Source organism: Rhizosphaericola mali, assembly GCF_004337365.2.
GTDB classification, from domain to species: domain Bacteria; phylum Bacteroidota; class Bacteroidia; order Chitinophagales; family Chitinophagaceae; genus Rhizosphaericola; species Rhizosphaericola mali.
The window spans coordinates 1,768,661-1,792,434 of the sequence record NZ_CP044016.1 but is presented as its reverse complement, the minus strand read 5'-3'; the positions used below and the strand labels follow the sequence as shown (position 1 = coordinate 1,792,434).

At 32.5% G+C, this 23,774-nt stretch carries 14 protein-coding genes; 12 read left to right on the top strand and 2 right to left on the bottom strand.

All coding sequences use genetic code 11. The features are described 5' to 3' along the window. Nucleotides 1-81 precede the first annotated feature (81 nt). The 6 genes from E0W69_RS07870 (at nt 82) to E0W69_RS07845 (ending at nt 10,147) form a co-directional block, all read left to right on the top strand. Nucleotides 82-3,216: a SusC/RagA family TonB-linked outer membrane protein gene (locus E0W69_RS07870; RefSeq protein ID WP_131329488.1), complete on the top strand. Its 3,135-nt coding sequence runs from the start codon at nt 82-84 to the stop codon at nt 3,214-3,216. Between the two features lie 22 nt (nt 3,217-3,238). After that, on the top strand, nt 3,239-4,786 hold the full coding sequence (locus E0W69_RS07865) for a RagB/SusD family nutrient uptake outer membrane protein (protein WP_191968004.1): 1,548 nt from the start codon (nt 3,239-3,241) through the stop codon (nt 4,784-4,786). Nucleotides 4,787-4,828: 42 nt separating this feature from the next. Beyond that, on the top strand, nt 4,829-5,815 hold the full coding sequence (locus E0W69_RS07860) for a glycoside hydrolase family 43 protein (protein ID WP_131329484.1): 987 nt from the start codon (nt 4,829-4,831) through the stop codon (nt 5,813-5,815). A 104-nt stretch (nt 5,816-5,919) separates the two neighbouring features. Then, nucleotides 5,920-6,978: a glycoside hydrolase family 2 TIM barrel-domain containing protein gene (locus E0W69_RS07855; protein ID WP_131329482.1), complete on the top strand. Its 1,059-nt coding sequence runs from the start codon at nt 5,920-5,922 to the stop codon at nt 6,976-6,978. Between the two features lie 70 nt (nt 6,979-7,048). Then, on the top strand, nt 7,049-8,116 hold the full coding sequence (locus tag E0W69_RS07850; protein ID WP_191968003.1) for a glycoside hydrolase family 43 protein: 1,068 nt from the start codon (nt 7,049-7,051) through the stop codon (nt 8,114-8,116). A 243-nt stretch (nt 8,117-8,359) separates the two neighbouring features. Beyond that, nucleotides 8,360-10,147 (top strand): glycosyl hydrolase family 28 protein, encoded by a 1,788-nt coding sequence (locus tag E0W69_RS07845; RefSeq protein ID WP_131329481.1) that lies wholly within the window; start codon nt 8,360-8,362, stop codon nt 10,145-10,147. 201 nt (nt 10,148-10,348) lie between these two features. Here the strand turns inward: E0W69_RS07845 and E0W69_RS07840 are convergent, their stop codons facing one another. Continuing rightward, complete coding sequence (locus E0W69_RS07840) at nt 10,349-10,921, bottom strand: sigma-70 family RNA polymerase sigma factor (protein ID WP_131329479.1); 573 nt, start codon at nt 10,919-10,921, stop codon at nt 10,349-10,351. A 139-nt stretch (nt 10,922-11,060) separates the two neighbouring features. On the opposite strand from E0W69_RS07840, the gene E0W69_RS07835 reads away from it, so the two are divergent. From E0W69_RS07835 to E0W69_RS07815, 5 genes are all read left to right on the top strand, one after another. After that, nucleotides 11,061-12,092 carry a FecR family protein gene (locus E0W69_RS07835; RefSeq protein WP_131329477.1) on the top strand — a complete coding sequence of 344 codons (1,032 nt, stop codon included), beginning with the start codon at nt 11,061-11,063 and terminating at the stop codon, nt 12,090-12,092. Nucleotides 12,093-12,387: 295 nt separating this feature from the next. Beyond that, nucleotides 12,388-15,615: a SusC/RagA family TonB-linked outer membrane protein gene (locus E0W69_RS07830; RefSeq protein WP_191968002.1), complete on the top strand. Its 3,228-nt coding sequence runs from the start codon at nt 12,388-12,390 to the stop codon at nt 15,613-15,615. Between the two features lie 10 nt (nt 15,616-15,625). Continuing rightward, a complete protein-coding gene (locus E0W69_RS07825) occupies nt 15,626-17,035 on the top strand; it encodes a RagB/SusD family nutrient uptake outer membrane protein (RefSeq protein ID WP_131329473.1) in 1,410 nt (469 codons plus the stop codon). A gap of 17 nt (nt 17,036-17,052) precedes the next feature. Beyond that, nucleotides 17,053-19,620 (top strand): zinc-dependent metalloprotease, encoded by a 2,568-nt coding sequence (locus E0W69_RS07820; RefSeq protein WP_131329471.1) that lies wholly within the window; start codon nt 17,053-17,055, stop codon nt 19,618-19,620. A 3-nt stretch (nt 19,621-19,623) separates the two neighbouring features. Then, nucleotides 19,624-20,721, top strand: a complete 1,098-nt coding sequence (locus tag E0W69_RS07815; RefSeq protein ID WP_131329469.1) for a TlpA disulfide reductase family protein — start codon at nt 19,624-19,626, stop codon at nt 20,719-20,721. Between the two features lie 902 nt (nt 20,722-21,623). Here the strand turns inward: E0W69_RS07815 and E0W69_RS07810 are convergent. After that, complete coding sequence (locus tag E0W69_RS07810) at nt 21,624-21,899, bottom strand: DUF6984 family protein (protein WP_131329467.1); 276 nt, start codon at nt 21,897-21,899, stop codon at nt 21,624-21,626. Nucleotides 21,900-22,098: 199 nt separating this feature from the next. Here E0W69_RS07810 and E0W69_RS07805 point away from each other — a divergent pair, with 199 nt between their 5' ends. After that, nucleotides 22,099-23,271: an IS4 family transposase gene (locus E0W69_RS07805; protein ID WP_131329465.1), complete on the top strand. Its 1,173-nt coding sequence runs from the start codon at nt 22,099-22,101 to the stop codon at nt 23,269-23,271. Nucleotides 23,272-23,774 lie beyond the last annotated feature (503 nt).

Here is a 23,774-nt window from a genome sequence, read left to right as displayed (position 1 = left end):
TTATGATTTTTTAAAAAAAATAGAAGTTAAATTTTTGATTTAACACTCATAAAATTCTTAACTAAAATAAAAATTGCACATATGAAATATAAGAAAAACGGCTCTACTAAATCGAGACTTATCCTACTGCAAAGAGTTTACGGTCAATTATTACTTTTTTGTACGTTATTAATGATTACTAATTCCCTTCATAGTCAGCAAACTAGTAGATTATTAAAAGGGAAAATAATAGAAGATAGTGGTTCTCCGATCTCGGCTGCTACAATTAACATAATTGGAAAAAATCAAAAAGTAATTTCTGATGATAGTGGCCGTTTTCAAATACAAATAGCAGATGGAGATTCTTTGGAAATAAGGTCTATAGGTCATGAAGAGAAAAAACTATTTATAACAGATCAGCAAGATATAATAATTACATTGGCTTTTACCCACACTGACCTCAATGAAGTTGTTGTAATTGGTTATCAAAGTGTTCTAAAAAAGGATTTGACTGGAGCAACGGGTGTTGCAAATATGAATAATGCTCGAAAAATATCAGCAGGAACAATCGCAGAGTCAATACAAGGAACAATTCCTGGAGTAACAGTAAGAAATGGAGGCGCTCCGGGTCAAAATTCCTTAATAGAAATTAGGGGTGTCGGTAGTTTTTCTAATGCCAGTCCTTTGTATGTTATCGATGGTATGCTCTCAGACGCAAATGTTACAATTAATCCTGATGATATTGAGTCTCTACAAATACTTAAAGATGCATCTGCTGCTGCTATATATGGATCAAGAGCAGGAAATGGAGTAGTTATTATAACTACAAAAAAAGGAAAAAATGGACCTCCAATAATTGCTTTTAGTGCAAAATATGGAAGGCAATCCATTCCTCGTCAGATGAAATTAATGGATGCTCCACAATACTTACAAACAGTATCTCAAGCTTATGCTAATTCTAATGCTACTTTGCCATCTTTTGTGAGCTCACAATTGGCAAATAATACGATAGATGTTGATTGGCAGAAAGCTGTTTATCGTGCAAGTAGTTACCAAGATTATAATGTTTCTGTTTCAGGAGGATCTCCAACATCTAAGTATTTTATCTCTGGTGGATATTATCAAAATGATGGAACTGTAGTGGGGAATTCCTTTAATAGGGCTTCTTTTAGAATAAATTCTGAGGTTAAAAAGGGTATTTTAACATTCGGTGAAAATTTAACATTAACAGCCTCAAATAATAAATATCCTGGTGGAGGTGTAAATGCATTTACAAATACATCTATGATGCTTCCTACAATCAAAGTACAAGATCCATCTTATACTGATCCAATCAATTATCCATCTAATCCTCAAGGTTGGGGGATGGGCTCTACTGATAATCCTTCTTATGCTAACAATTATCTTGCAGCTGCTTCTTTGGATAAAATAAGTATTGCCTATGGAAAAGTAATTGGAAATGTTTATGCTGGTCTCAAACTAACAAATTGGTTGGATTATAAATTTAATGCTGGGCTTGAAGTAAGTTATGACTACACTAAAGAAGTAAGGGATACAGGAGTGTGGAGATATACTAATCAGCCATCCCCGACATTTGTCTCTGAAAATCGTGCGCGATTTTTAAATATATTGTTAGAACATACATTAAACTTTAATAAAAGATTTGGATTACATAGTATAAATGGTGTGGTAGGATTTTCACGTATTGCGCAGCAACAAGATTACACCACCGCAGCAAGAACTAATTTACAAAATTTTGATGGAACGTTATATACAACTATAGGTTCTGCCGTAGGAAGTGCCTCAGTGAACGGAGGGACAACTTCAGAATGGAGAAATCATGGTTGGCTTAGTAGGATAAATTATACTTACAATGATAAATATTTATTAACCTTAACGGGGCGTATTGATAAGTCTTCAAGATTTGCGCCTAGTCATAGAACAGGCTATTTTCCATCTATGGCCGCTGCTTGGCGTATTTCGAAAGAGAAATTCTTTAATGTAGATTGGATAAGTGATTTAAAATTGAGAGGCTCCTATGGTAAATTAGGATTTAGTGATGCTCTTGGTTCTTGGGATTATTTGGGTCTAGTCAGTAGTACCGCTAGAGGTATTTATGGGCAGCCTCAAATTGCTAATTTGGGGCAATATAGAGCTGCTGTTTTAAATCCCAATATTCGGTGGGAAAAAAGACAGCAAAGTGATATTGGTTTTGATGCAGCAATCTTAAATAATAGGCTTTCTTTTTCCTTCGATTGGTATAGATCCATCTCAAAAGACGTATTACTACAAGTGCCTTTGGCTAATTATCTAGGTACAAGTGGATCTCCCTTCTTAAATAGTGGATCAATTCGCAATACGGGTGTGGAGTTTTCTGCTACTTATAGAAATAATTCGGGACCATTTAAATGGGATGTTTCAGGAAATTTTACCACTATAAAAAATACGGTACTATCAGTGGGTGATCAAGGTGTAGATGCAAGTGGCAAGGCTATAGATTATCTAGAGTCTGCAACCTTTGCAAGATCACAAGTGGGTCATGCCATGGGTGCCTGGTATGTTATACAAACGGATGGATTATTTCAAAGTTATGAAGAAGTGCTCAATTATAAAAATGTCGCTGGAGTAGTTATACAACCTAATGCTAAACCCGGAGATATAAAATATAAAGATTTGAATGGAGATGGGCAGATTACTAATGCGGATAGAGCATTTGAAGGTTCCCCTTGGCCTACTTTACAAACTGGATTGCAATTTAATGGTACGTACAAAGGATTTAATGTCAATGTTCAATTTATAGGCATTTTTGGTAATAAAATTTATAATGGCGTTCGTGCGGGATTAGATGGTTATCAATTGACAAATTTTAGAAGAGATTTAAGCCCTTGGACTCCTGACAATACAAATACATCTGATCCCAGACTCGGCGTTGATAACGGAGTTGACTTATCTATAGCGGCCAATAATATGGCACAGACAGATAGGTGGTTAGAGAACGGCTCCTATGTTAGACTTCGAAATTTTGAAATTGGCTATGGTTTTGAGCCAAATTGGTTAAACCGACTTGGTCTAAAAACATTAAGAGTTTCCGCAAGCGCTCAAAATTTATTCACTATAACAAAATATAAAGGAATGGATCCGGATGTAGCAAATGGTAATCTTGGCCAAAGAGGTTTTGATGGAGGATACTGGCCTTCTAGTCGAATTTTTTCTTTAGGAATCAATCTTGAGTTTTAAATAATTAATAAAATTAATTAAGATGAAAATAATAACAATATTTTTTCTTTCAATACTTTTTGTTTTTAGTTCATGTAAACATGATCTAGATATCGATAATCCCAATGCTCCAACTATAGATAAATTTTGGAAAACTGCTAATGATGCCCAGTCTGGAATTAATTCAATTTATAGTACATTTCATAGAGTTGGATTAGCAAGAAATCAATTTTTTCTAACTATTATTCGATCTGATGAAGGATTTAGTACAAGTCCTAATGGTATATTAATCAATAATTTTGATGTCTTTAATGTAACAGATTATAATTTATGGGAAACAATAACCACTTGGCAAGACTGTTATGTAGGGATTAATAGGGCAAATCAGGTTTTAGATAATGTACCTAATATAGAAATGGATAGTATTGTAAGAAATCAACTACTTGGTGAGGCGAAATTTTTAAGAGGTTTTTTTTATTATTATTTAGGAACTTTATGGGGGAATGTCCCCATTCTGCTAAAAACTTCTGCCGCTGATGATAAACCCAATACTTCTTCTCAAGCTGATGTCTATGCTCAATGTGTAAAAGATTTTTCTGACGCAACACTGGTTCTGCCTCAATCTTATAATCAAGCTAATCTTGGAAGGGCGACTCAAGGGGCTGCTTATGGAATGTTAGGTAAAACATACATGCAGATGCATCAATATAATCAAGCAGAGCAAGCATTTTCTTGGTTTATAACTGGAAGCGGCGCTGGTGTTTATAGTCTTGTTTCGAATTACAGAGATAATTTTCTATCAACAACAGAAAACAATTCGGAATCGGTTTTCGAAATAGAAAATTTAACAAATCTGGCAAATGATCACGACGACGATGCATCAGGAAATCCGGATTTATTAAACTATGGTTCTTCATTTCCACCTTTCGTTGCTCCTAGACCGATTGGTTTCACAGATGGGCAGGCTAGGAGATGGTGTATTTGGGAATTTTTAAAGGAAAAAACAACTTCAGGTAACAGAGATCCAAGAGTTGATGCCTCATTTCTATATGATTCAACAGATGTTAGAGGCCCTGCTTATACGCTCGTTTATGGGCAAACATTTAACTCTAGAAACTATGAAAATGTTACTGGTGATCCTATTGCCGTTGCTACAACTCATACTGTGTATTTTAGAAAATTTTTAAATGACGGAACTCAAGATTATGAAAATTTTGCCTCTGGAAATAATTATAGGTATTTAAGGTTTGCCGACATCTTATTACTTTATGCAGAAGCCTTGAACGAACAAGGAAAAACGACTGATGCTTACGCTTCCGTTAATAAAGTAAGAAATAGAGCTGGACTTGCTAATCTGTCTACTGGAATGACACAAGATGCATTTAGAAATCAGTTAAAACATGAACGAATTGTAGAATTAAGTGGAGAAGGACATCGTTGGGAAGATTTAGTTCGTTGGGGGGATTTAAGCACATCCTTATCTACTAGAGACGCTGGATTTGCTAATTATCAAAGTAAATATGCTTTATTACCCATTCCTCAATATGATTTAGATGTAAATCCAAGCCTTACACAAAACCCTGGTTGGTAATTTTAATAATAACTTTTTTGCATATATTAAACTGACAAAAATATGAAAACAATTTTTCGATTTATTTTGCCACTAGGTGTTTTAGGGATCGTTACTTGTTCTAAAAATAATTCCAGTTCTCAAAATGTGATAATAGATAGTTCTAATATTTTCATGGCAGACCCTACAATGTTTTACCAAGATGGAAAATATTATTTAAGTGGCACTTATGAACCAGACACTAGAGATGGAATACGTATTTTTAGTTCGGATAATATGCATTCATTTTCCAATGCTGGTAATAAAATTGTTTTGAAAAATGGGGCTGCTTATGGAACTGATCTATATTGGGCTCCACAATTCTGGAGCAATAATGGTCAAGCAAATCTATTATATACAGCAAATGAGCATATTGCATATGCTACTTCCTCCTCTATAGACGGCCCGTTTTCTGGACAGAATAAACCAATTATTGCCGATAGAAAAAATATTGATCCATTTTTGTATACCGATGACGATGGAAAGAAATATCTATTTCATGTTGAATTTCCTGATGGAACCAATCGGATATATACCGCTTTATTAAATGATGATAATAGTGGTATAGATGAATCTTCTAACAAAGTGAGTATATCTCCAACGGAGCGTTGGGAGACCGTAATGGGAAAAGTTACGGAAGGACCAACCGTATTAAAACACAATGGTGTGTATTATTTAATATATTCTGCAAATGATTTTAGAAGCCAATCCTATGCTGTAGGTTATGCTACTAGTACAAGTATTACAGGTCCTTGGATAAAATATAGTAACAATCCTATTTTAAGTAAGGAGAATACAGGATATTCAGGTACTGGGCACGGAGATGTATTCACTGGTGCGGACAATCAAATGTACTATATATTTCATACTCATAATTCGGACTCCGCAGTTACACCAAGAAAAACAGCTATCACCAGAATGTTTTTTGAAAAAAATCCGGCAGGAGGTCCTGATATATTAAAAATGGCCATAGATGAAATATTTTTTCCTAAAGTTAGTATTCATAATTAATTAGATACTATTGCACGAATAAACATTTTAATAACTAAGGCTAGTTGATATATTCAAAAAGAGGAAAGCTAGAATAATTAAACTATTAAATTAAATTGAATCGCATGAAAAAAATTGTAATCAGTATATTCAGTATACTATGGGGTATTGTGTTGTTTGCACAAAATAATGAAAATCGTTGGTCCGAAAGTCAAGCTAAAAGTTGGTATGAAAAAACCGGATGGCTTTCGGGATGTAATTTTATTCCTAGTACCGCTATTAATCAGTTAGAGATGTGGCAATCTGAATCCTTTGATACTGCCACGATTGATCGAGAACTTGGATGGGCTCATAGTATTGGATTTAATAGTATGCGCGTATTTTTACATCATGCACTTTGGCAACAAGACGCAAAGAGTTTTAAACAAAGAATTGATCAATATTTAAGTATTTCAACTAAAAATCAAATTAAAACCATATTTGTTTTTTTTGATGATTGTTGGAATGAATCTTATCATTTAGGCACGCAGCCTGCTCCTAAATTAGGTGTTCATAATTCAGGCTGGGTTAGAGATCCTGGTGGGTTATTATATCAAGAGCCTTTGTTAGTTGATACTCTACGTAACTATGTAGTTGATATTTTAAATACATTTAAAGATGATGCTCGAATTGCATTATGGGATCTCTATAATGAGGCAGGTAATTCAAACTATAAATTAAAAAGTTTGCCACTATTAAAAAAGGTATTTGATTGGTCTCGTACTGTAACACTATCTCAACCAGTATCTTCTGGAGTTTGGAATCCTGAATTGAAAGAAATTAATACATTTATTTTGCAAAATTCAGATATTGTTACATATCATGACTATCAGGCTAAAGAAAAACACTTGATAACTATTGATACCTTAAAAAAATACAATCGACCAATGGTCTGCACAGAGTATATGGCGAGACGAAATAATAGTACATTTAAAGAATTATTACCAATTTTAAAAGAAAATCATATTGGAGCAATTAATTGGGGTTTAGTTGCAGGTAAAACAAATACAATTTTTGCATGGGATACCCCTATAAAAGATGGAAAAGAACCCAAACTATGGTTTCACGATATTTTCCGTGCCAATGGAACCCCATACAAAAAAGATGAAATTGAGGTAATAAAAAAATATACTTTAGAGGATTAATTTATTGGCTATAAAATAGCCTATCTCGACCTTATACAAATGGTAGGCTATTTATCAAAATAAGAACACTATGAATATTTTAATTTCTAGCAAAATATCAAAAGTATTTTTACTAGTTTCTCTTTTGTTATTGAATAAACCGATGTTTGGTCAGCAGCATAGTAAAAAATACTTTACCAATCCTATTGCATCATCTGGAGCAGATCCTTATGTTTTTTTGTATAAGGGTTTTTATTACTATACTCAGACGGAAGGGAATAAAATCAGTTTATGGAAAATGGACAATATGGGATCTATGGCTAGTGCTGAGAAAAAAGTAATATGGGAAGCTCTATCAGAGATTACTGAGTATTCAAGAGAGATTTGGGCTCCTGAAGTGATGAATATTGATGGTAAATGGTATGCTTATTTCTCAGCAGATGATGGAGATAATAATCATCATCGAATTTTCATATTGCAAAATAATTCAGACGATCCATTTAATGGTGCTTGGGAATTTAAGGGTAAATTAAATCTTGCGGATGATAAATGGGCTATAGATGCTGATGTATTTTACTTTAATAAACAACTCTATGTTATATGGTCAGGATGGGAAGGGAATACCAATGAACAACAAAATATTTATATAAGTAAATTATTGGATCCTTTAACACCAGATACTCAAAGAGTATGCATAAGCAAGCCAGAATTGAGTTGGGAAACAAATGGAGATTTACTACCCAATTCAGTTCCAAATCATGTAAGCGTTAATGAAGGTCCACAAGCTTTAGTTCATAATGAAAAATTATTTATTATTTATTCTGCTAGTGCCTGTTGGACTGATACTTATTGTCTTGGTATGCTTGCTTTTAATGGTAACGATTTATTGGATAAGAATCAATGGACAAAAAATCCCTCTCCAGTATTTTCACAATCCTTGCAAAATGGAGTTTATGCTACAGGGCATAATTCCTTTTTTAGTTCAAAAGATGGAAAGGAAAATTGGATTCTTTATCATGCGAATAGTAATCCGCAAGATGGGTGTGGTAATAAACGTTCACCTCGAATGCAAAAGTATACTTGGGATGCAAATGGATTTCCTAAGTTCGGGATTCCAGTACCTAAAGGAAAACAATTATTAAGTCCTTCGGAAAATTAGAATAAAACTATTTATTGCAATTATTATCCGCATTTCAATATTAATTTTATTTAGGCGAATACTAAAAGAATTCTACATAGTAAATGCTACTTGGATTTATGGATTACAATTCAGTTTCATTTAAATTTTGAATATGTAGTCAATTACTTCAATTATTCTCTTTTTGGGTCTTTCTTATATTAAAAATATATTCATTCTACTTTACCATTAGTTGGTTAAATAAGATTTCAAACAACGATAGCAATGAATTTTAAACTTATAGTTTTTGTTATTTTATCAACACTTTCATTAAAAAAAGTAAGTGCTCAAGATGGCAAAGCCTTTAATACATCCTATTACGAAGGTGAAAATTTTACAGATAAATCATTTGGTTGTAAAATTGACTCATCAAATTTTCCATATGTAGGATCGGGATATCTTGTTATGGAAGGAAAAGGTTCGTATGTCGAGTGGAATAATATATATAATGCAACAGCAGGAGATTATACTTTATTAATAAAATATGCGAATGCTAGTGGGACGAATCGCTCCTGTAAATTAATTGTTAATGGGATTGCATTTAAAGACTTAGACTTTACGTCTCATTTTGAAGATTGGCACTATTACTGGGTGGAGAGGATTACTATACATCTTAATGCAGGTATTAATACTATTAGACTATTAGCGACTACTTCTATTGGGGGACCAAATATAGATAATATAGCAGTATCTAATGATAACGGGCTTTGTGGACCAACGGGAAGTAAATATCATGTTAAAGATTATGGAGCAAAAGGCGATGGTAAAACAAATGATACTCAAGCCATACAAGCAGCTGTAGACGCCTGTTCTGATGGCGGTTCTGTAATTCTATCAGATGGAACTTATATGTCTGGGCAAATAAAATTAAAATCAAACATGACCTTATGGGTTGATCGTTCTGCAATACTTAAAGGAATTCAGGATAATTCCATGTATCCCGCCATAGAGCCGCATGCAGATAATGCAAATGTTTGGTTACCTGGCATTCTTGGAGGTGGCGGTTGGGAACTTAAGGAAGCTTTTGTATATGCTGAGGGTGCGCACAATCTTACAATTGCAGGCGGCGGCATTATTGATGGCAATGGAGATTGTCCTATATGGGATCATACCAAAGATGAAACACTGCGGCCAATGGCTTTATATGTTGCCTATTCTAATAATGTCAAAGTTGCTAATATCGATATCGTGAACAGTGCCATGTGGAACTTTGTTATCTTAGAATGTGATACCGTAAGGGTTGATGGAATCAATATTAATACTTCTACCTATGGAGTTAATAAAGATGGTATAGATATTTGCGATTCCCATGAAGTTAGCATTACGAATAGTACAATATTATGCCAGGACGATGCAATTTGTCCTAAAAGTGGTTCTGCCAAAGGAGTACATAATATGCGTATCAATAATATTACGATAAATGGTACCACAGGCAATAAGATAAAATTCGGCACCTTAACTTATGGAGCATTTACGAATTGTTTACTTCAGGATATTGCAATTAATGGATCAGGAAGAAGTGGTTTATGTGCTATTTCATTGCAAGGATTAGATGGTGCCAACTTTTCTAATATTACTTTTGATAAGATAAATTTGCAAACTTCCGCAAATGCGTTTTTCCTACTGCATGCTGCTGGAAAACGAGGCCATAGACCTAAAAATGCTCCTTCTAGAATAGGGAGTATTAGTAATATTCAATTTTCTAATTTAGATTTTAGAAATATTACGGAAAATGTTGGCAGTTGCATCAGTGGTATAAAGTTAGAAGCCTCCATTTATAAAATAAAGGATATCACATTCAATAATGTAAAAGTACATTCATTTAAAGGTGGCGTAACTTCTATTCCTAAAACACCAAATGAATACAACGGAAATTATCCCGAATACAGTGTTTTTGGAATACTTCCTGCATGGGGATATTACATAAGATATGCTGAGCGGATTAATTTTATAAATTCTAGTCAGACAGTTATTCCAACAGATAAAAGACCGGCAATCGTTAGAGTTGAATAAGTTTTTAAAATATTGCTAAAATTTATTATTTAAAAACTTATTATAGAAAGATAATAGATGAAATGGGTATTTTATTAAAGTTATCATAATTACGCAATGACGTCAATTTTTGAAATCAATTTCAAAAATTGACGTCATTGCGGACCAAGAAAAGAAATCACTTTTGATCCAATATAAAAATCAGTAATAATATAATCTGCGCTATAAAATATTATTGATAAAATAAATAAATAATAGTAAATTATAGTCTATACCTTTTTTTAATATTTTCATTGCTTTAGTTATGTGATATTCAACTGTTTTCAAAGAAATACCTAATTTGTCAGAAATTTCTTTATGGGACAATTGTTCCTCTCTACTTAATATAAAAACATTTTTTGTTTGAGTGGGTAAAGTATCCAATGCTTTATTTAGTCTAGAGCTAAGATGTTGAAAGTTAAAATTTTCACTTATGGAATCTTTACTAAACTCATTTTTTATATCTTTAATTTCTCCATATATAATAGGTTGTACTTTTTTTCGATAATGATCAACGATTTTATTTTTTAATATCGAATTAAGATATAATAAAGGTGTTTTGGTTATCTTAATTTTATTATTGTAAAAGGATAAGAATGCGTCTTGAACAATTTCCTCTGATAAATGAAAATCGCCAGTTTTGTAATATACATTTTTAATAGAATTCATAAAATGTAAATCATAAAATAATCTAAATGCTTTTTCATCACCATTTTGCCAATCAACTAGTAATAGTTCATCTGAATTATCTATCATTATATCATTAGGATATTTTGTAGTGTTACAAGTAGTATTTAAGTTCTACAAATTTAAGCAACAATTTTATCCAAAAAAAAGTAAATTATGCAAGGGGTATATTTAAATATTACGTTTATATATTAAAGAAGACTAAATCGTGACAGACTCAGATTTAATAAAACTATTAGAAAAGTACAAAAATAAGGATTGTACAAATGATGAATTAATATTAATAGATCATTGGTATAAGCTGTTAAATGAAGGAAAAGATAAACAACTACCCACAAACGTATTTTTAAATGAGAAAAAATACATAGATGAGCAGTTTAGTTTATTAGAACAAAAAATAAAAGGGAATATTCATCAAACTAAGAGTCGTAGATATTTTTCGATTTTTGACTATAGAAATAAATTATTTAAAGCCGTTGCTGCAACAGTTTTTTTAGGAATAATGCTATTTTTCTTATGGAAAAAATACAATGCCGTATCTAATAAAGATATACGTTTAATTGAAAATATTGTACAGGGAAACAATAGAGAGATAAAAAAAATTATTCTACCTGATAAATCTATTGTGTGGTTAAAAGGAAAATCAAAATTATCTTTTCCAAGTGTTTTTATTGATAGTATACGTTCAGTTTCTTTAGACGGGGAAGCGTTATTTGAAGTGAGCAAAGACAAAACACATCCTTTTGTTATACATAGTGGAAGATTTCTTACTCGTGTATTAGGGACTAGTTTCAATTTAAAAGTAGATTCTACTAGTAATACTTTAAATCTTGTTGTTCTCACTGGTAAGGTAATGGTAACTCAATTAGACAAAGTAAAAAATAATATTAAGCCTATATATATAACTCCTGGTAAGGGATTATATGCAACTATTAATGGACGCAGTAATACGTATAACGTAAAATTTATAGCAAATATCACACAAAAGAAAATCATTGATGGTACTGAATATGATATGAACTTTGAAAACTTATCTTTTGATATTATTAAAAAGCGAATTGAGAATAAATTCAATGTTTCCATAAATGCCAATGATGAACTCTATAAAAACTGTTTTATCTCAGCTGATTTAACAGATCAGTCTTTGGATAATAGTTTAAAAATACTATCCATCGTATTGGGGGCCAATTATTCCATAAAAAATAAATATATAAATATTACAGGAGGAGGCTGTAACTAATGACTTAAATAATAAGAAAAGGGATGCTGGGAACATCCCTTACAATTTAGCTAAAATTTAAACGAAAATTACTACTAAACGTAATCAAATGTACAAAAAACTGTTCATAAGGCTACTGATTTGCCTAAAAAATAAGCAAATAGAAAAAGGAAATAAAATTTTGAATTTTGTAAGGACTCAAAATTGCACCTATCTAATTAAATTCACCCTGGTAATTTTATTTCAATTACTTGTTTTTAAAGGGCAATCTCAAATATTAGAAAAGAAAATTAGCATTGATATTTCTAATCAAAAAATGGAATCAGCGGTAAATTCCATAGCGAAAAAGGCAAATATTCGATTAGTGTATGAAAAACAAATCTGGAAAAATACAGGTTATATCACAGTATCATTCAAAAACGTTACACTTAAGTCTATACTAGATAAAATATTCGAAAATACTTCTGTTATTTATGAGACTATAAATGATCAATTTATAGTTTTGAAAACTCAAAATAGACTCAATAACACTTCTTTCATTGACAATACAAAGACCACTAAAATAAATCAAAGTGGTTTTTTAATTGAAGGAACCGTTGTAGATGAACAAAATACCCCCCTTTCTGGGGTGAATATTCGAGTAAAGGATGGCTCACAAAGTGCTATCAGCAATGAAAGAGGTTACTATAATATAGGTATTTCTAAACCCGGAGTAACGCTTATATTTTCTTTTGTTGGATATCAAACAAAAGAACAGGTTGTTTATAGTATGTCAACCTTAAATGAAACTATGCAATCCGATCCCGCTAATTTGGATGCAATAGTAGTCATTGGATATGGTACAACGACTAAAAGGTTGAGTACTGGTGCACAGTCGGGGATTGGTGCAGTTGACATAGCGAAACAACCTGTAACTAATGTACTTCAAGCTCTAGAAGGACGTCTTCCAGGAGTTTTTATAACGCAAACAAATGGTTTGCCTGGAGCTGGTATAAACGTTCAGATAAGAGGATCTAATTCGTTAAGTAAAAGTAATAGGCCCCTGTATATTATTGATGGAATACCCTATCTATCCTCTCCTATAAATACTGCAACAGGTACAAGCAATGTACTTCCTTCTGCAGAAGGAAATACGAGTCCTTTAAATACCATTAATCCTGCTGATATAGAAAATATTGAGGTATTAAAAGATGCGGATGCCACAGCTATTTATGGGTCAAGAGGAGCGAATGGTGTGGTTCTGATTACCACTAAAAAAGGTAAGGAGGGCAATACAAAATTTAATGCCACTATTTCAAATGGAATTTCTAAAGTAGCACACTTTGTTCCTATGTTAGGACTATCGGAGTATTTACGATTAAGAGAGCTTGCTTTTTCTAATGGCTCCATGCCATCCTCTACTCCAACGAATACAACAGCACCTGATTTAACACTCTGGGATACTACACAAAGTACAGATTGGCAGAAGAAACTATTAGGGAATACAGCACATACATTTGATGCAACTTCTAGCATTTCTGGCGGAAATAGACAAACAAATTTCTATTTAAGCGGTACTTACCATAGAGAGGGAAATGTATTTCCAGGTAGTCAACATTATGAAAGAGGAGGTATGAATTTGAACTTAAATCACTCATCCAATGATCAAAGATTTAATTTGAATTTTACGGCTATGTATTCAGCGGACAAAAATAATATAACAACCACTGATCTTGCTGGATATGCCTATAGCTTACCTCCAAATTTTCCGCTTTATAATAATGATGGTAGTCTGTATTGGTTACCAGGCACAATTGGTAGCTTACCTAATCCGCTAGGATATTTAAATCAAACAAATGATAACAAAACGTCAAATTTGATGGGGAACCTTGGCTTGAAGTATACCATTGTAAAAGGTTTAGATGTTAAATCTTCATTTGGTTATAGCAAGACTGATATGGACCAGACAACCTTACGACCATTAACGTCTTTAAGTGCTGCTTATTCGGTCCCCACGTCAGGAACGTCTTCATTTAGCTATAATTATACGAATAACTATATCGTAGAACCGCAAATTACTTATCATTCTGAGTTTGGTAAAAATGAAATTAATTTACTAGCTGGGGGTACTTATCAGTATTCTAAATCAAGACAACCTTATTATATACTAGCTTCTGGATTTGCCTCTGATGACTTTCTAACCAATATATCTTCTGCAACTTCTGTATCAACATACAGTTCCTCTCAAGACTACAAATATACTTCCGTATTAGGAAGAATAAACTATAATTACAATAGAAAATATATTGCTAATTTTAATATTAGAAGAGATGGGTCCTCTAGATTTGGACCAAATAATAAATTCGGTAATTTTGGTTCTTTAGGCGCCGCATGGTTATTTTCAGAAGAATCTCTTTTAAAAAACAACATTCATTGGTTAAGTTTTGGTAAATTAAGAGGTAGCTACGGTATTGTAGGTAGTGATGATATCGGTAATTATCAATACTTAGAAACATATTCTACGTACTCATACGTTTATAATGGAGTTTCTGGGCTTAATCCAACGCGTATCGCAAATAGTAATTTCAAATGGGAGGAAACTAGAAAACTTGAGATTGGATTGGAACTCGGATTTTTAAAGGATCGAATTTCAATTAACACCTCTTATTATAGAAATAGAACAAGCAACCAACTTTTAAACTTCCCTCTCAGTAGCCAGACAGGATTTACAACCTATCAGAGTAATCTACCAGCAAAAGTGCAAAATGCAGGTTGGGAATTTAGCTTAAATAGTACAAATATTAAAAAGAAAGAATTTTCATGGACTACATCTTTTAATATTTCCAGAAATAGAAACAAATTACTTTCTTTTCCTAATATAGAAAACACTTCCTACTATTCCTCTTATGTTGTAGGAAATCCAATTACAGCCTACTATCTATATCAATTTGCAGGAATAGATCCATCTACAAATCTACCAAGTTTCACTAGCTTTTTAAATGGGGGTACTACCGGGTCTCCAACAACTGGCTTAGTTGCGACGAAAAGAGGTGATAGGTATTATGTCGGTACGTCTCTCCCTAGTTTTTTTGGCGGATTAACAAATTCCATTACCTATAAGAATTTAAGTTTAGACTTTACCTTTCAGTTTGTAAAACAAAAAGGAAGAAGTCTTGCTAGTGCATCCTACTACCCTCCAGGTTATCTAAATAACATGTCTTCAGATGTTGTGAATAATTACCTTGGATTGGGCAATGAATATGACCTTGTTACCGCAGGGCTTTCCACAACAAAGGGTAGGGCTGCGTATCGTGGCTATTCCTACTATACAGGTTCAGACGCTACTGTAGTTGATGCCTCTTTTATAAGAATGAAAAATATAAGTTTATCTTACACACTTCCAAATGCACTACTTAAAAAAATTAATTCTCAAATGATTCGCATATTTGTGCAAGGTCAAAATATTTTCACTATTACAAAATATAAGGGTTTTGATCCTGAATCCCAAGGCGTTGTAACTCCTCCTCTCAGAACTATAGTAACAGGAATCCAACTCACATTTTAACTTAAAAAAAATGATAAATAATCTAAATAACTTAAAACTAGGATTTTTACTTGTTGCTATTCTAAGTCTGGTTTCTTGTGAAAAGATGATAGCAATAGATCCACCTCTTAATGAAACTTCCACGGCTACGGTTTATTCATCAGATAAACTGGCTGCTAGTGCTTTATCAGGAATGTATGGAACTTTATCTCAAAGTGAAACACAGTCTTTAAATTTTACATTGTATAGTTCCTTACAAGCTGATGATTTATTGTATCTATACACAGCAACGTCTTTAGTAGAAATGAATAATAATAGTTATTCAGTTTTAAGTACTACACAAGCTGGAGTATTCTCAGATTGGTATTCTGTTATTTATAAAGCAAATGCAATCATTGATGGATTACAAACCTACTCAGGCACTTCAGATTCCATAAAAAAAGAATATACAGCTGAAGCAAAGTTCGTCAGAGCGTATTGCTATTTTAATTTAGTAAATACTTTTGGGAGTATTCCTTTGGTTTTGACAACGGATGTTACAGTAAGTGCCTATTTACCAAAAAGTAACGTTGATTCTGTTTATAATCAAATTACGAAAGATTTATTGGATGCTAGGGATAATCTTAAAAATGATTATAGTTTCACCTCAGGAAGTCGTGTAGGGGTTAATAAATATGTGGCAGATGCACTGCTGGCAAGGATCTATTTATTTCGAAAGGATTATAGCAATGCGGAATTTTATGCAAATGAAGTAATTACTTCAGGTTTATACTCATTGACATCTTCTGCGAATATTAATAATACGTTTGTAAATACTAGTACTGAAAGTATTTGGTTATTGTCTTCTTATTTGTCAGCGACGACACAATATACGGCAGAAGGTGTAGCATTTAATCCATTTAGCATTTCTCTTACTTATTTATATTATCAGCTGAGACCCTCTTTTGTTCAACTTTACAGTTCTAATGATCTTAGAAGAGTTAATTGGATGAAAGATTTGACATTTGGTGGCAATACTTATACTATTCCTTTCAAATATAAATATAGAGATAATGCTTCAGCAATAGCCGCAGGAGTGACTGAGTTGCCTGTGATTATGCGATTATCTGAGCAGTATTTGATTAGAGCTGAAGCTAGAGCACAATTAGGCTCCAATTTAGACGGTGCACTATCAGATTTAAATATGGTCCACTCTCGAGCAGGATTAAGTACTTTTTCTAGTTTAAATCAAAAGAATTTAATTGATACAATTGCATTAGAAAATAGAAAAGAATTTTTTTGTGAGCAGGCCTTTCGATGGTTTAATCTTAAAAGAACAGCTACGGCAGATGCTATTCTAGGAAGTTTGAAATCGACTTACACTTCCAGATCACAGTTACTACCAATACCACAAGCCGCTATTGATGCGAATCCTCAATTAACACAAAATCCAGGTTATTAATTTTAGAATAAATAGTAATGAAAAAAAACAAAATCGCATTTTTGAATGGTAAGAAGATTGTCTTAGGCAGTGCATTCATAGTTTTAACGGCCTCTTCTTGTTCCATTATTAAGAAAAAACAAAAACATTCAAACCCTCTAACAACGTCTACAACAACGTTAAATAAAAAGGATTCTTTAAAAAGTGAAATTAAGCCCTATAAGGAAGTTATTATTGATAAAGCGATAACACAAAAAGGGTTATTTACAGTTCATAAAGTGGGAGAAAAATACTTTTTTGAAATTGAAAATAGTTTATTTAATAAAGATATTTTGGCGGTTACGCGTCTAAGTAAATCAACTCCTGGCGCTGGAAATTTTGGAGGAGAGGAAGTTGGTGAAAGGATGGTATATTGGAAAAAAGGCCCTAATAATAAAGTTTTTTTGAATGTTTCTGCACTTGTTAGTATTGCAGATTCCACAGATATGATTTCCAAAGCAGTTGCAAACTCTAACTTAGATCCAATTTTAGCTTCTTTTCCTATAAAAGCATTTAATACGGATTCCTCTAGTGTAGTGATTGATATTACGGATTTTCTTTTAAGTGATAGCCCCATTTTAACTTTTGATGCTGGAGATAAAAAATCCTATAATTTATCTTCACAGATAGGGGATAGATCTTATGTTGAGTCTATAAAAAGTTTTCCTATAAATACGGAAATTAAAACAATACGTACCTATGCGGCTACTCCTTCTTCAGGACCTGGAGGACTTCCTGCTGCATCTCTCGCAGGAGCTGTAACTCTTGGATTGAATTGCTCATTTGTAAAGCTACCGGAAGTGCCAATGCGTCAAAGATTATATGATCCTAGAGTAGGTTTTTTTGCAAGTGCTCTGTATCAATACTCAGATAAACAACAGAAAGTAGATATTGATGCATTTGTACATCGCTGGCGCTTAGAACCTAAGGATGAAGATATTGAAAAATATAAAAGAGGAGAACTTGTTGAACCTAAAAAGCAAATCGTTTATTATATCGACCCTGCAACACCCAAAAAATGGAGACCTTATTTGATTGCAGGAATTAACGACTGGCAAAAAGCCTTTGAGCAAGCGGGATTTAAAAATGCTATTATTGGAAAGGAATGGCCTGAAAATGACACGACTATGAGCTTAGATGATGCTCGATTTTCCGTCCTGAGATATTTTGCAGCCCCAATTCAAAACGCATATGGCCCTAATATTGCGGATCCAAGATCAGGAGAAATAATTGAAAGTCATATTGGTTGGTATCATAATGTAATGAGTCTGGTTCATAATTGGTACATGATTCAGTGTGGAGCAGTAGACCCTAGAGCTAGGAAAAATGAATTTGATGATGATTTAATGGGACAATTAATAAGATTTGTTTCATCTCATGAAATTGGGCATACTCTTGGTTTAAGACATAATATGGGTTCTAGCAGTACTGTTCCTGTGGAAAAACTTAGAGATAAAAACTGGGTTGAAGCTCACGGACATACCCCATCTATTATGGACTATGCTCGATTTAATTATGTAGCACAACCACAGGACAATATTAGTGAGAAAGGGTTATTTCCAAGAATTAATGATTACGACAAATGGGCTATCCAATGGGGTTACAAACAAATTTTAAATACAAAAGATGCTCAAGAAGATAAAAAGGTATTGAACCAATGGACTGTTGATAGTTTGGCGTCAAATAAAAGATTATGGTTTGGAGGAGAAGGAAAAGACTATGACCCAAGATCCCAATCAGAGGATTTAGGAGACGATCCAATTAAAGCTAGTTTATATGGAATTGCCAATTTAAAAAGAATTGTACCAAATCTTATCTCTTGGACAAAAAAAGATGGAGAAAGTTATACTGCGTTAAACACTGCTTATAAAGAAGCTATTGGCCAATATGATCGTTACATGGGACATGTTTTGAAAATCCTAGGTGGCGTGAATGTCACTGAAAAAACATATGACCAATCCGGTCCCGTATATAGACCAGTATCATTATTCAGTCAAAAAAAAGCAATTCAATTTTTCAATGAGCAATTATTTACTACTCCAAAATGGTTGATAGATACAGCCATTTTAGGAAGAGTTAACAACGGTTATCAAGGAAATCCAATAGAGCAAATACAACAAAATATGCTTGCTTCTGTAACTTCCCAAAGTAGGCTATACCGTATGATGCTTAATCAAAGAGAATATGGAAAAGGCGCTTATTCGCCTGAAGAATGGTTAAATGATTTAAAAAATGGAATTTTTAGTGAACTGAAAAATGGAACTGAAATAGATTCTTATAGAAGAGCATTACAAAAAATGTATGTTGGTAGTATTATTACAATGTATAACAAGCATTACGCCTTACAAGGTTCTGTTGATAATATCTTAGCATCATTAGCACCTACAAATGTTATGTACTCTAATGTTCGACCTTTGGCCTTTGCACAGTTAAAATCATTACTTTCTGATGTCGATAAAGCTATAGGAAAAACGAAAGATGTGGACAGCAAAGAGCATTTAATTTATTTAAAACAAATGCTAGATAAAATAGTCAAAGAATCACCAATTCCTGGACTTAATTACTAAAAAATGAAACATTATAAATTAAAAGTAATAGGGATAGTAGCAATGCTACTATCGTCTATTATTCTAATCAGAAAAATAGATGCACAACGATATCCGTTGGGGGTATTAACAGGTCAATTGAATGGAAAAAACGGAACTATTATAAAATTTAATTATAACTACCATGGAAAAGAATTCATGGATTCTGTTATTCTTAAAGATAATTATTTTGTTTTTAAGATTCGACTTCCGGAACCTCTTCTTTGTACACTTAGTAATAATGAAAATAAACAAATTAAAATTTTTATTGCACAAAACAATCGAATAAGTATAAATGGAGAAGTTTCTAAATTCGTGAATATAAATATTGCAAATGCTACAGAAAATGCTTTATATGAAAATTTTAAATCTAAGGAACTAATTCTTTCAAATAATTATAGAGAAAATTTTAAGATTTCAAAACTATCACTAAAAGATACTACTACTGAAAGCTACCATAAATATAGAAACCAAATAGATAGTCTAGCCCTTCAATTTATCAAAAAACATAATAATTCAGTAGCGTCTACACTGATAATACTAGACAACTATGTCATAAATCCTAATAGAAAAAAAGCATCCTATTTTTATCAGCTTCTTTCTGAAAAAAATAAAAAAAGTGAATACGGTTTAAAAATTAAAGCCTATATAGAAGCTGTAAAAAATATTGCAGTAGGAAAAATTGCTCCAGATTTCACTTTATCAGATACTAATGGAAATTTAATTCATCTCAAGAACTATAGAGGAAAATATGTTTTCTTAGATTTTTGGGCTAGTTGGTGTGGTCCATGTAGGCAAAGTCATCCTTTAATGAAAGAATTATTTAAAAAATATGGCATCAAAAATATTTCTTTTATTAGCGTATCAATGGATGTATCTAAATCATCATGGATCAATGCTATTAGAACTGATAAGTTAGATTGGATACAATTAAACGATTCATTATCAATGAATGGTTATGTAGCAGAGACCTACGGAATTAGGAGTTTACCGTTTAATGTTTTCATTAATAAAGAGGGTAAAATTATTGCAACAAAACTGCGGGATAGCGTCCTTGTGAATTTTATTAATGATTTATTTTGATAATGTTGGTTTTAGATAACCTTACCTTTTTCAAGTAAAGCACCAATGATATTCTTTCATTTTGCAACGATCTACTGAGAAGTAATCATAATGGATCCTTTTCAGAGCCAATCTTCGATGATATCCAACGGGAGATTCCTCACAGTTTCAATTATAGGGTGGTACTGCAAAAGCATTAAGTATATAAAAATAGTATCAATTTCAAGTATTAGTAAAATAGACAGTCTTATATAGTATTTGGCCTCTGCATATTATTGGTAAATTCTGATAATGAACTTGGGCATACTGGAGATGCAGTGTCTAAGATTGATATTTAAGGCTTAGATAAACAGGAAGAGAAGTAATACAATTAATGAATGCACATATATTGACCATTTGAGAGACAACATTAGCTTAATTTGATAATAATTCACTTTAACGAGAATGACTAACACATTTGACGAATCATCAATCAACCCATTTTTCAGTAATAATGGTAGACAAAACAGTAATCTATATAAACGCTCTTACTTTTTCAGTTTATACATTTGTAGTATTGATTTAAAGATTAAAAATACGTTTTTATAAAAATAAGCTAATCGAAAAATAGTGGATTACAAATGCCTGCATTTACAACTATTTCCAATTTTTATTATTAGATCTTTAGATATTCCTGGTTTTAAATTAGTATGAACATAGAAATCCACTTTGCCATTCACAATTTCATTAATAATTATTTCAGAGTCACTATCATACTCATCTTTAAACACTCTTATTACTTGATTATTCATATATACTAAATCCCTACCTATAAATTGAATAAATTTTATTTTATCATTATTCAATTTAACTTTAAATATATCTCTAGTTTTTATCATCACAAAAGCCCTAATCTTTATTAAGTTTTGTAACTTTTAATTTTGTTAACAACTTGGATAATTTATTACTTGAGAAAAATCCACTTTCCAAATATCCACTTCATATAAATCTCCAAATTGATCAATATTTATAGTAACTAATATTGGAATATTATCCTTATCCGTAAATTCTATTTCTTCAATTTGTTTGCTAAACATTCGTTTTTGAGTATTGTTATCATAAATAAATTTAATACTCCCCATCTGTCCATCTTGCATATCTTTCACATTAAGAAATGATAGATTGTTTAGTAAAAAATCATAGATTTTATTACTGAGCATACATTCTAATAATTTTATTTCTCTTTCTAATAATGGTCTCGCATTCATTCTGAATATAGTATAGATTTTCTTTATTAACTATCAAATGGCAAGATATTATAATACTTTAATCAATAGCGTCCTAAACAAATAAAAAAAGAGAGATTTTTTTGTAACTCAAATTACATTTGAGGTTGCAGAACAAAACAAAATCTTTCTTATGTCAAAGTTAACCTTGTTTTCTCAAATAATTGGTCAATTAGACCGTAGTAAATTCAAAAACATAGTGAAGTCACACCAAGGTGACAAGCACCAAAAAGGCTACAACAGCTGGACGCATTTAGTATCGATGTTGTTTTGCCAATTTGCCAAGAGTCAGTCAGTTCGTGATATCAGCAATGGACTACGTTCGGCCACGGGTAATCTTAACCATCTTGGAGTGGACAGAGCCCCTTCCAAATCCACCATCAGTTATCAAAACAAACATCGTAGCTATGAAATATTCAAAGATTACTACTATTGTTTGCTGGCAAGTTTAGGACAGCATCCAGGCTTTAAACGCACCAAGTTCCGTATTAAGAGCAAAATCTTCCTTTTGGATAGTACCACCATCAGTCTTTGCTTATCGCTTTTTGACTGGGCAAGATACAAAACGGCCAAGGGTGCAGTAAAAATGCACACCCTGCTTGACTTCGATGGCAATCTACCGGCTTACGTAAACATCACCCATGGCAAAACAGCGGATAATAAAGGAGCCTATGACGTTCCTCTTCTAAAAAAAGGCAGTGTCATCGTTGCCGATAGATTTTACAATGATTTTAATTTGCTCCACATCTGGGACAGCAGGGGGGTATATTTTGTCATTCGCCACAAAGATAATCTACAATATACGGTGGTGAAGGAAAATGACTTACCCGAAAACAGGCATCCACATCTGCTTAAAGACGAAATTATAGAACTAAAAGGTGGTGTATCGAAAGGAAAATATCCCCAGACATTGCGACGTATCGCCCTATGGGATGAACAAAACCAACAGACCATTGAACTTATTACCAATAATGTCAATTGGGTTGCCGATACCATTGGTGAACTTTACAAGAGCCGTTGGCAAGTGGAAATATTTTTTCGAGACGTAAAACAGCTCTTGCACATCAAATCATTTATTGGCACTAGTGAAAATGCTGTAATGATACAGATTTGGACAGCACTCATCACTATTGTGATATTAAAAGTACTCAAGGCTATCGCTAAGTTTGGTTGGCACCTGTCCAATCTTGTCGCATTTATAAGATTGAATCTATTTGTCAAAATTGAATTGCAAAAATGGTTGGATCGACCCTATGAGGAACATAAAGATCCAGACATCCCTATCATACAAGGAGTTCTATTTTAAATATGACTAGTTTTTGGTCTAAAAAGTAATGAATTCAATACTAAAACATAATCTTAAACATCGTTTAGGACACTATTGTCTAATTTGCTTTAATTTTAGTTGAATAATATACTATGCGAGTCGGATAAAAAAAATTTAGAAATAGTAGGGCTAGAAAATAGTCTGGCTATTCCTAGATTTTCCATCTTTCGATTATGGTTTACTAATTCCTTGGTATTCATTTTTTCAATTTGGCAAGTAAAATGTTAGTTGTCTCAAAATCGATAATACATTTTCTAGAGATGGGTTTTCCTGTTTCTAGTTCTTTTTCCAAAGACATTATCGATCTTATTGAAATTCGTAAACTATCCAGACTCTAAAATTCTATATTCCAATTAGTAGATATCATTTATGTTTAACAATTTTCTATATAGAATCAAAACAAATTTAAAAAGTGCTAGATAAATACTGATGGAAATAATTGTAAAGGCTAAAAATATGAAGATTAAACTTTAATCTTAACT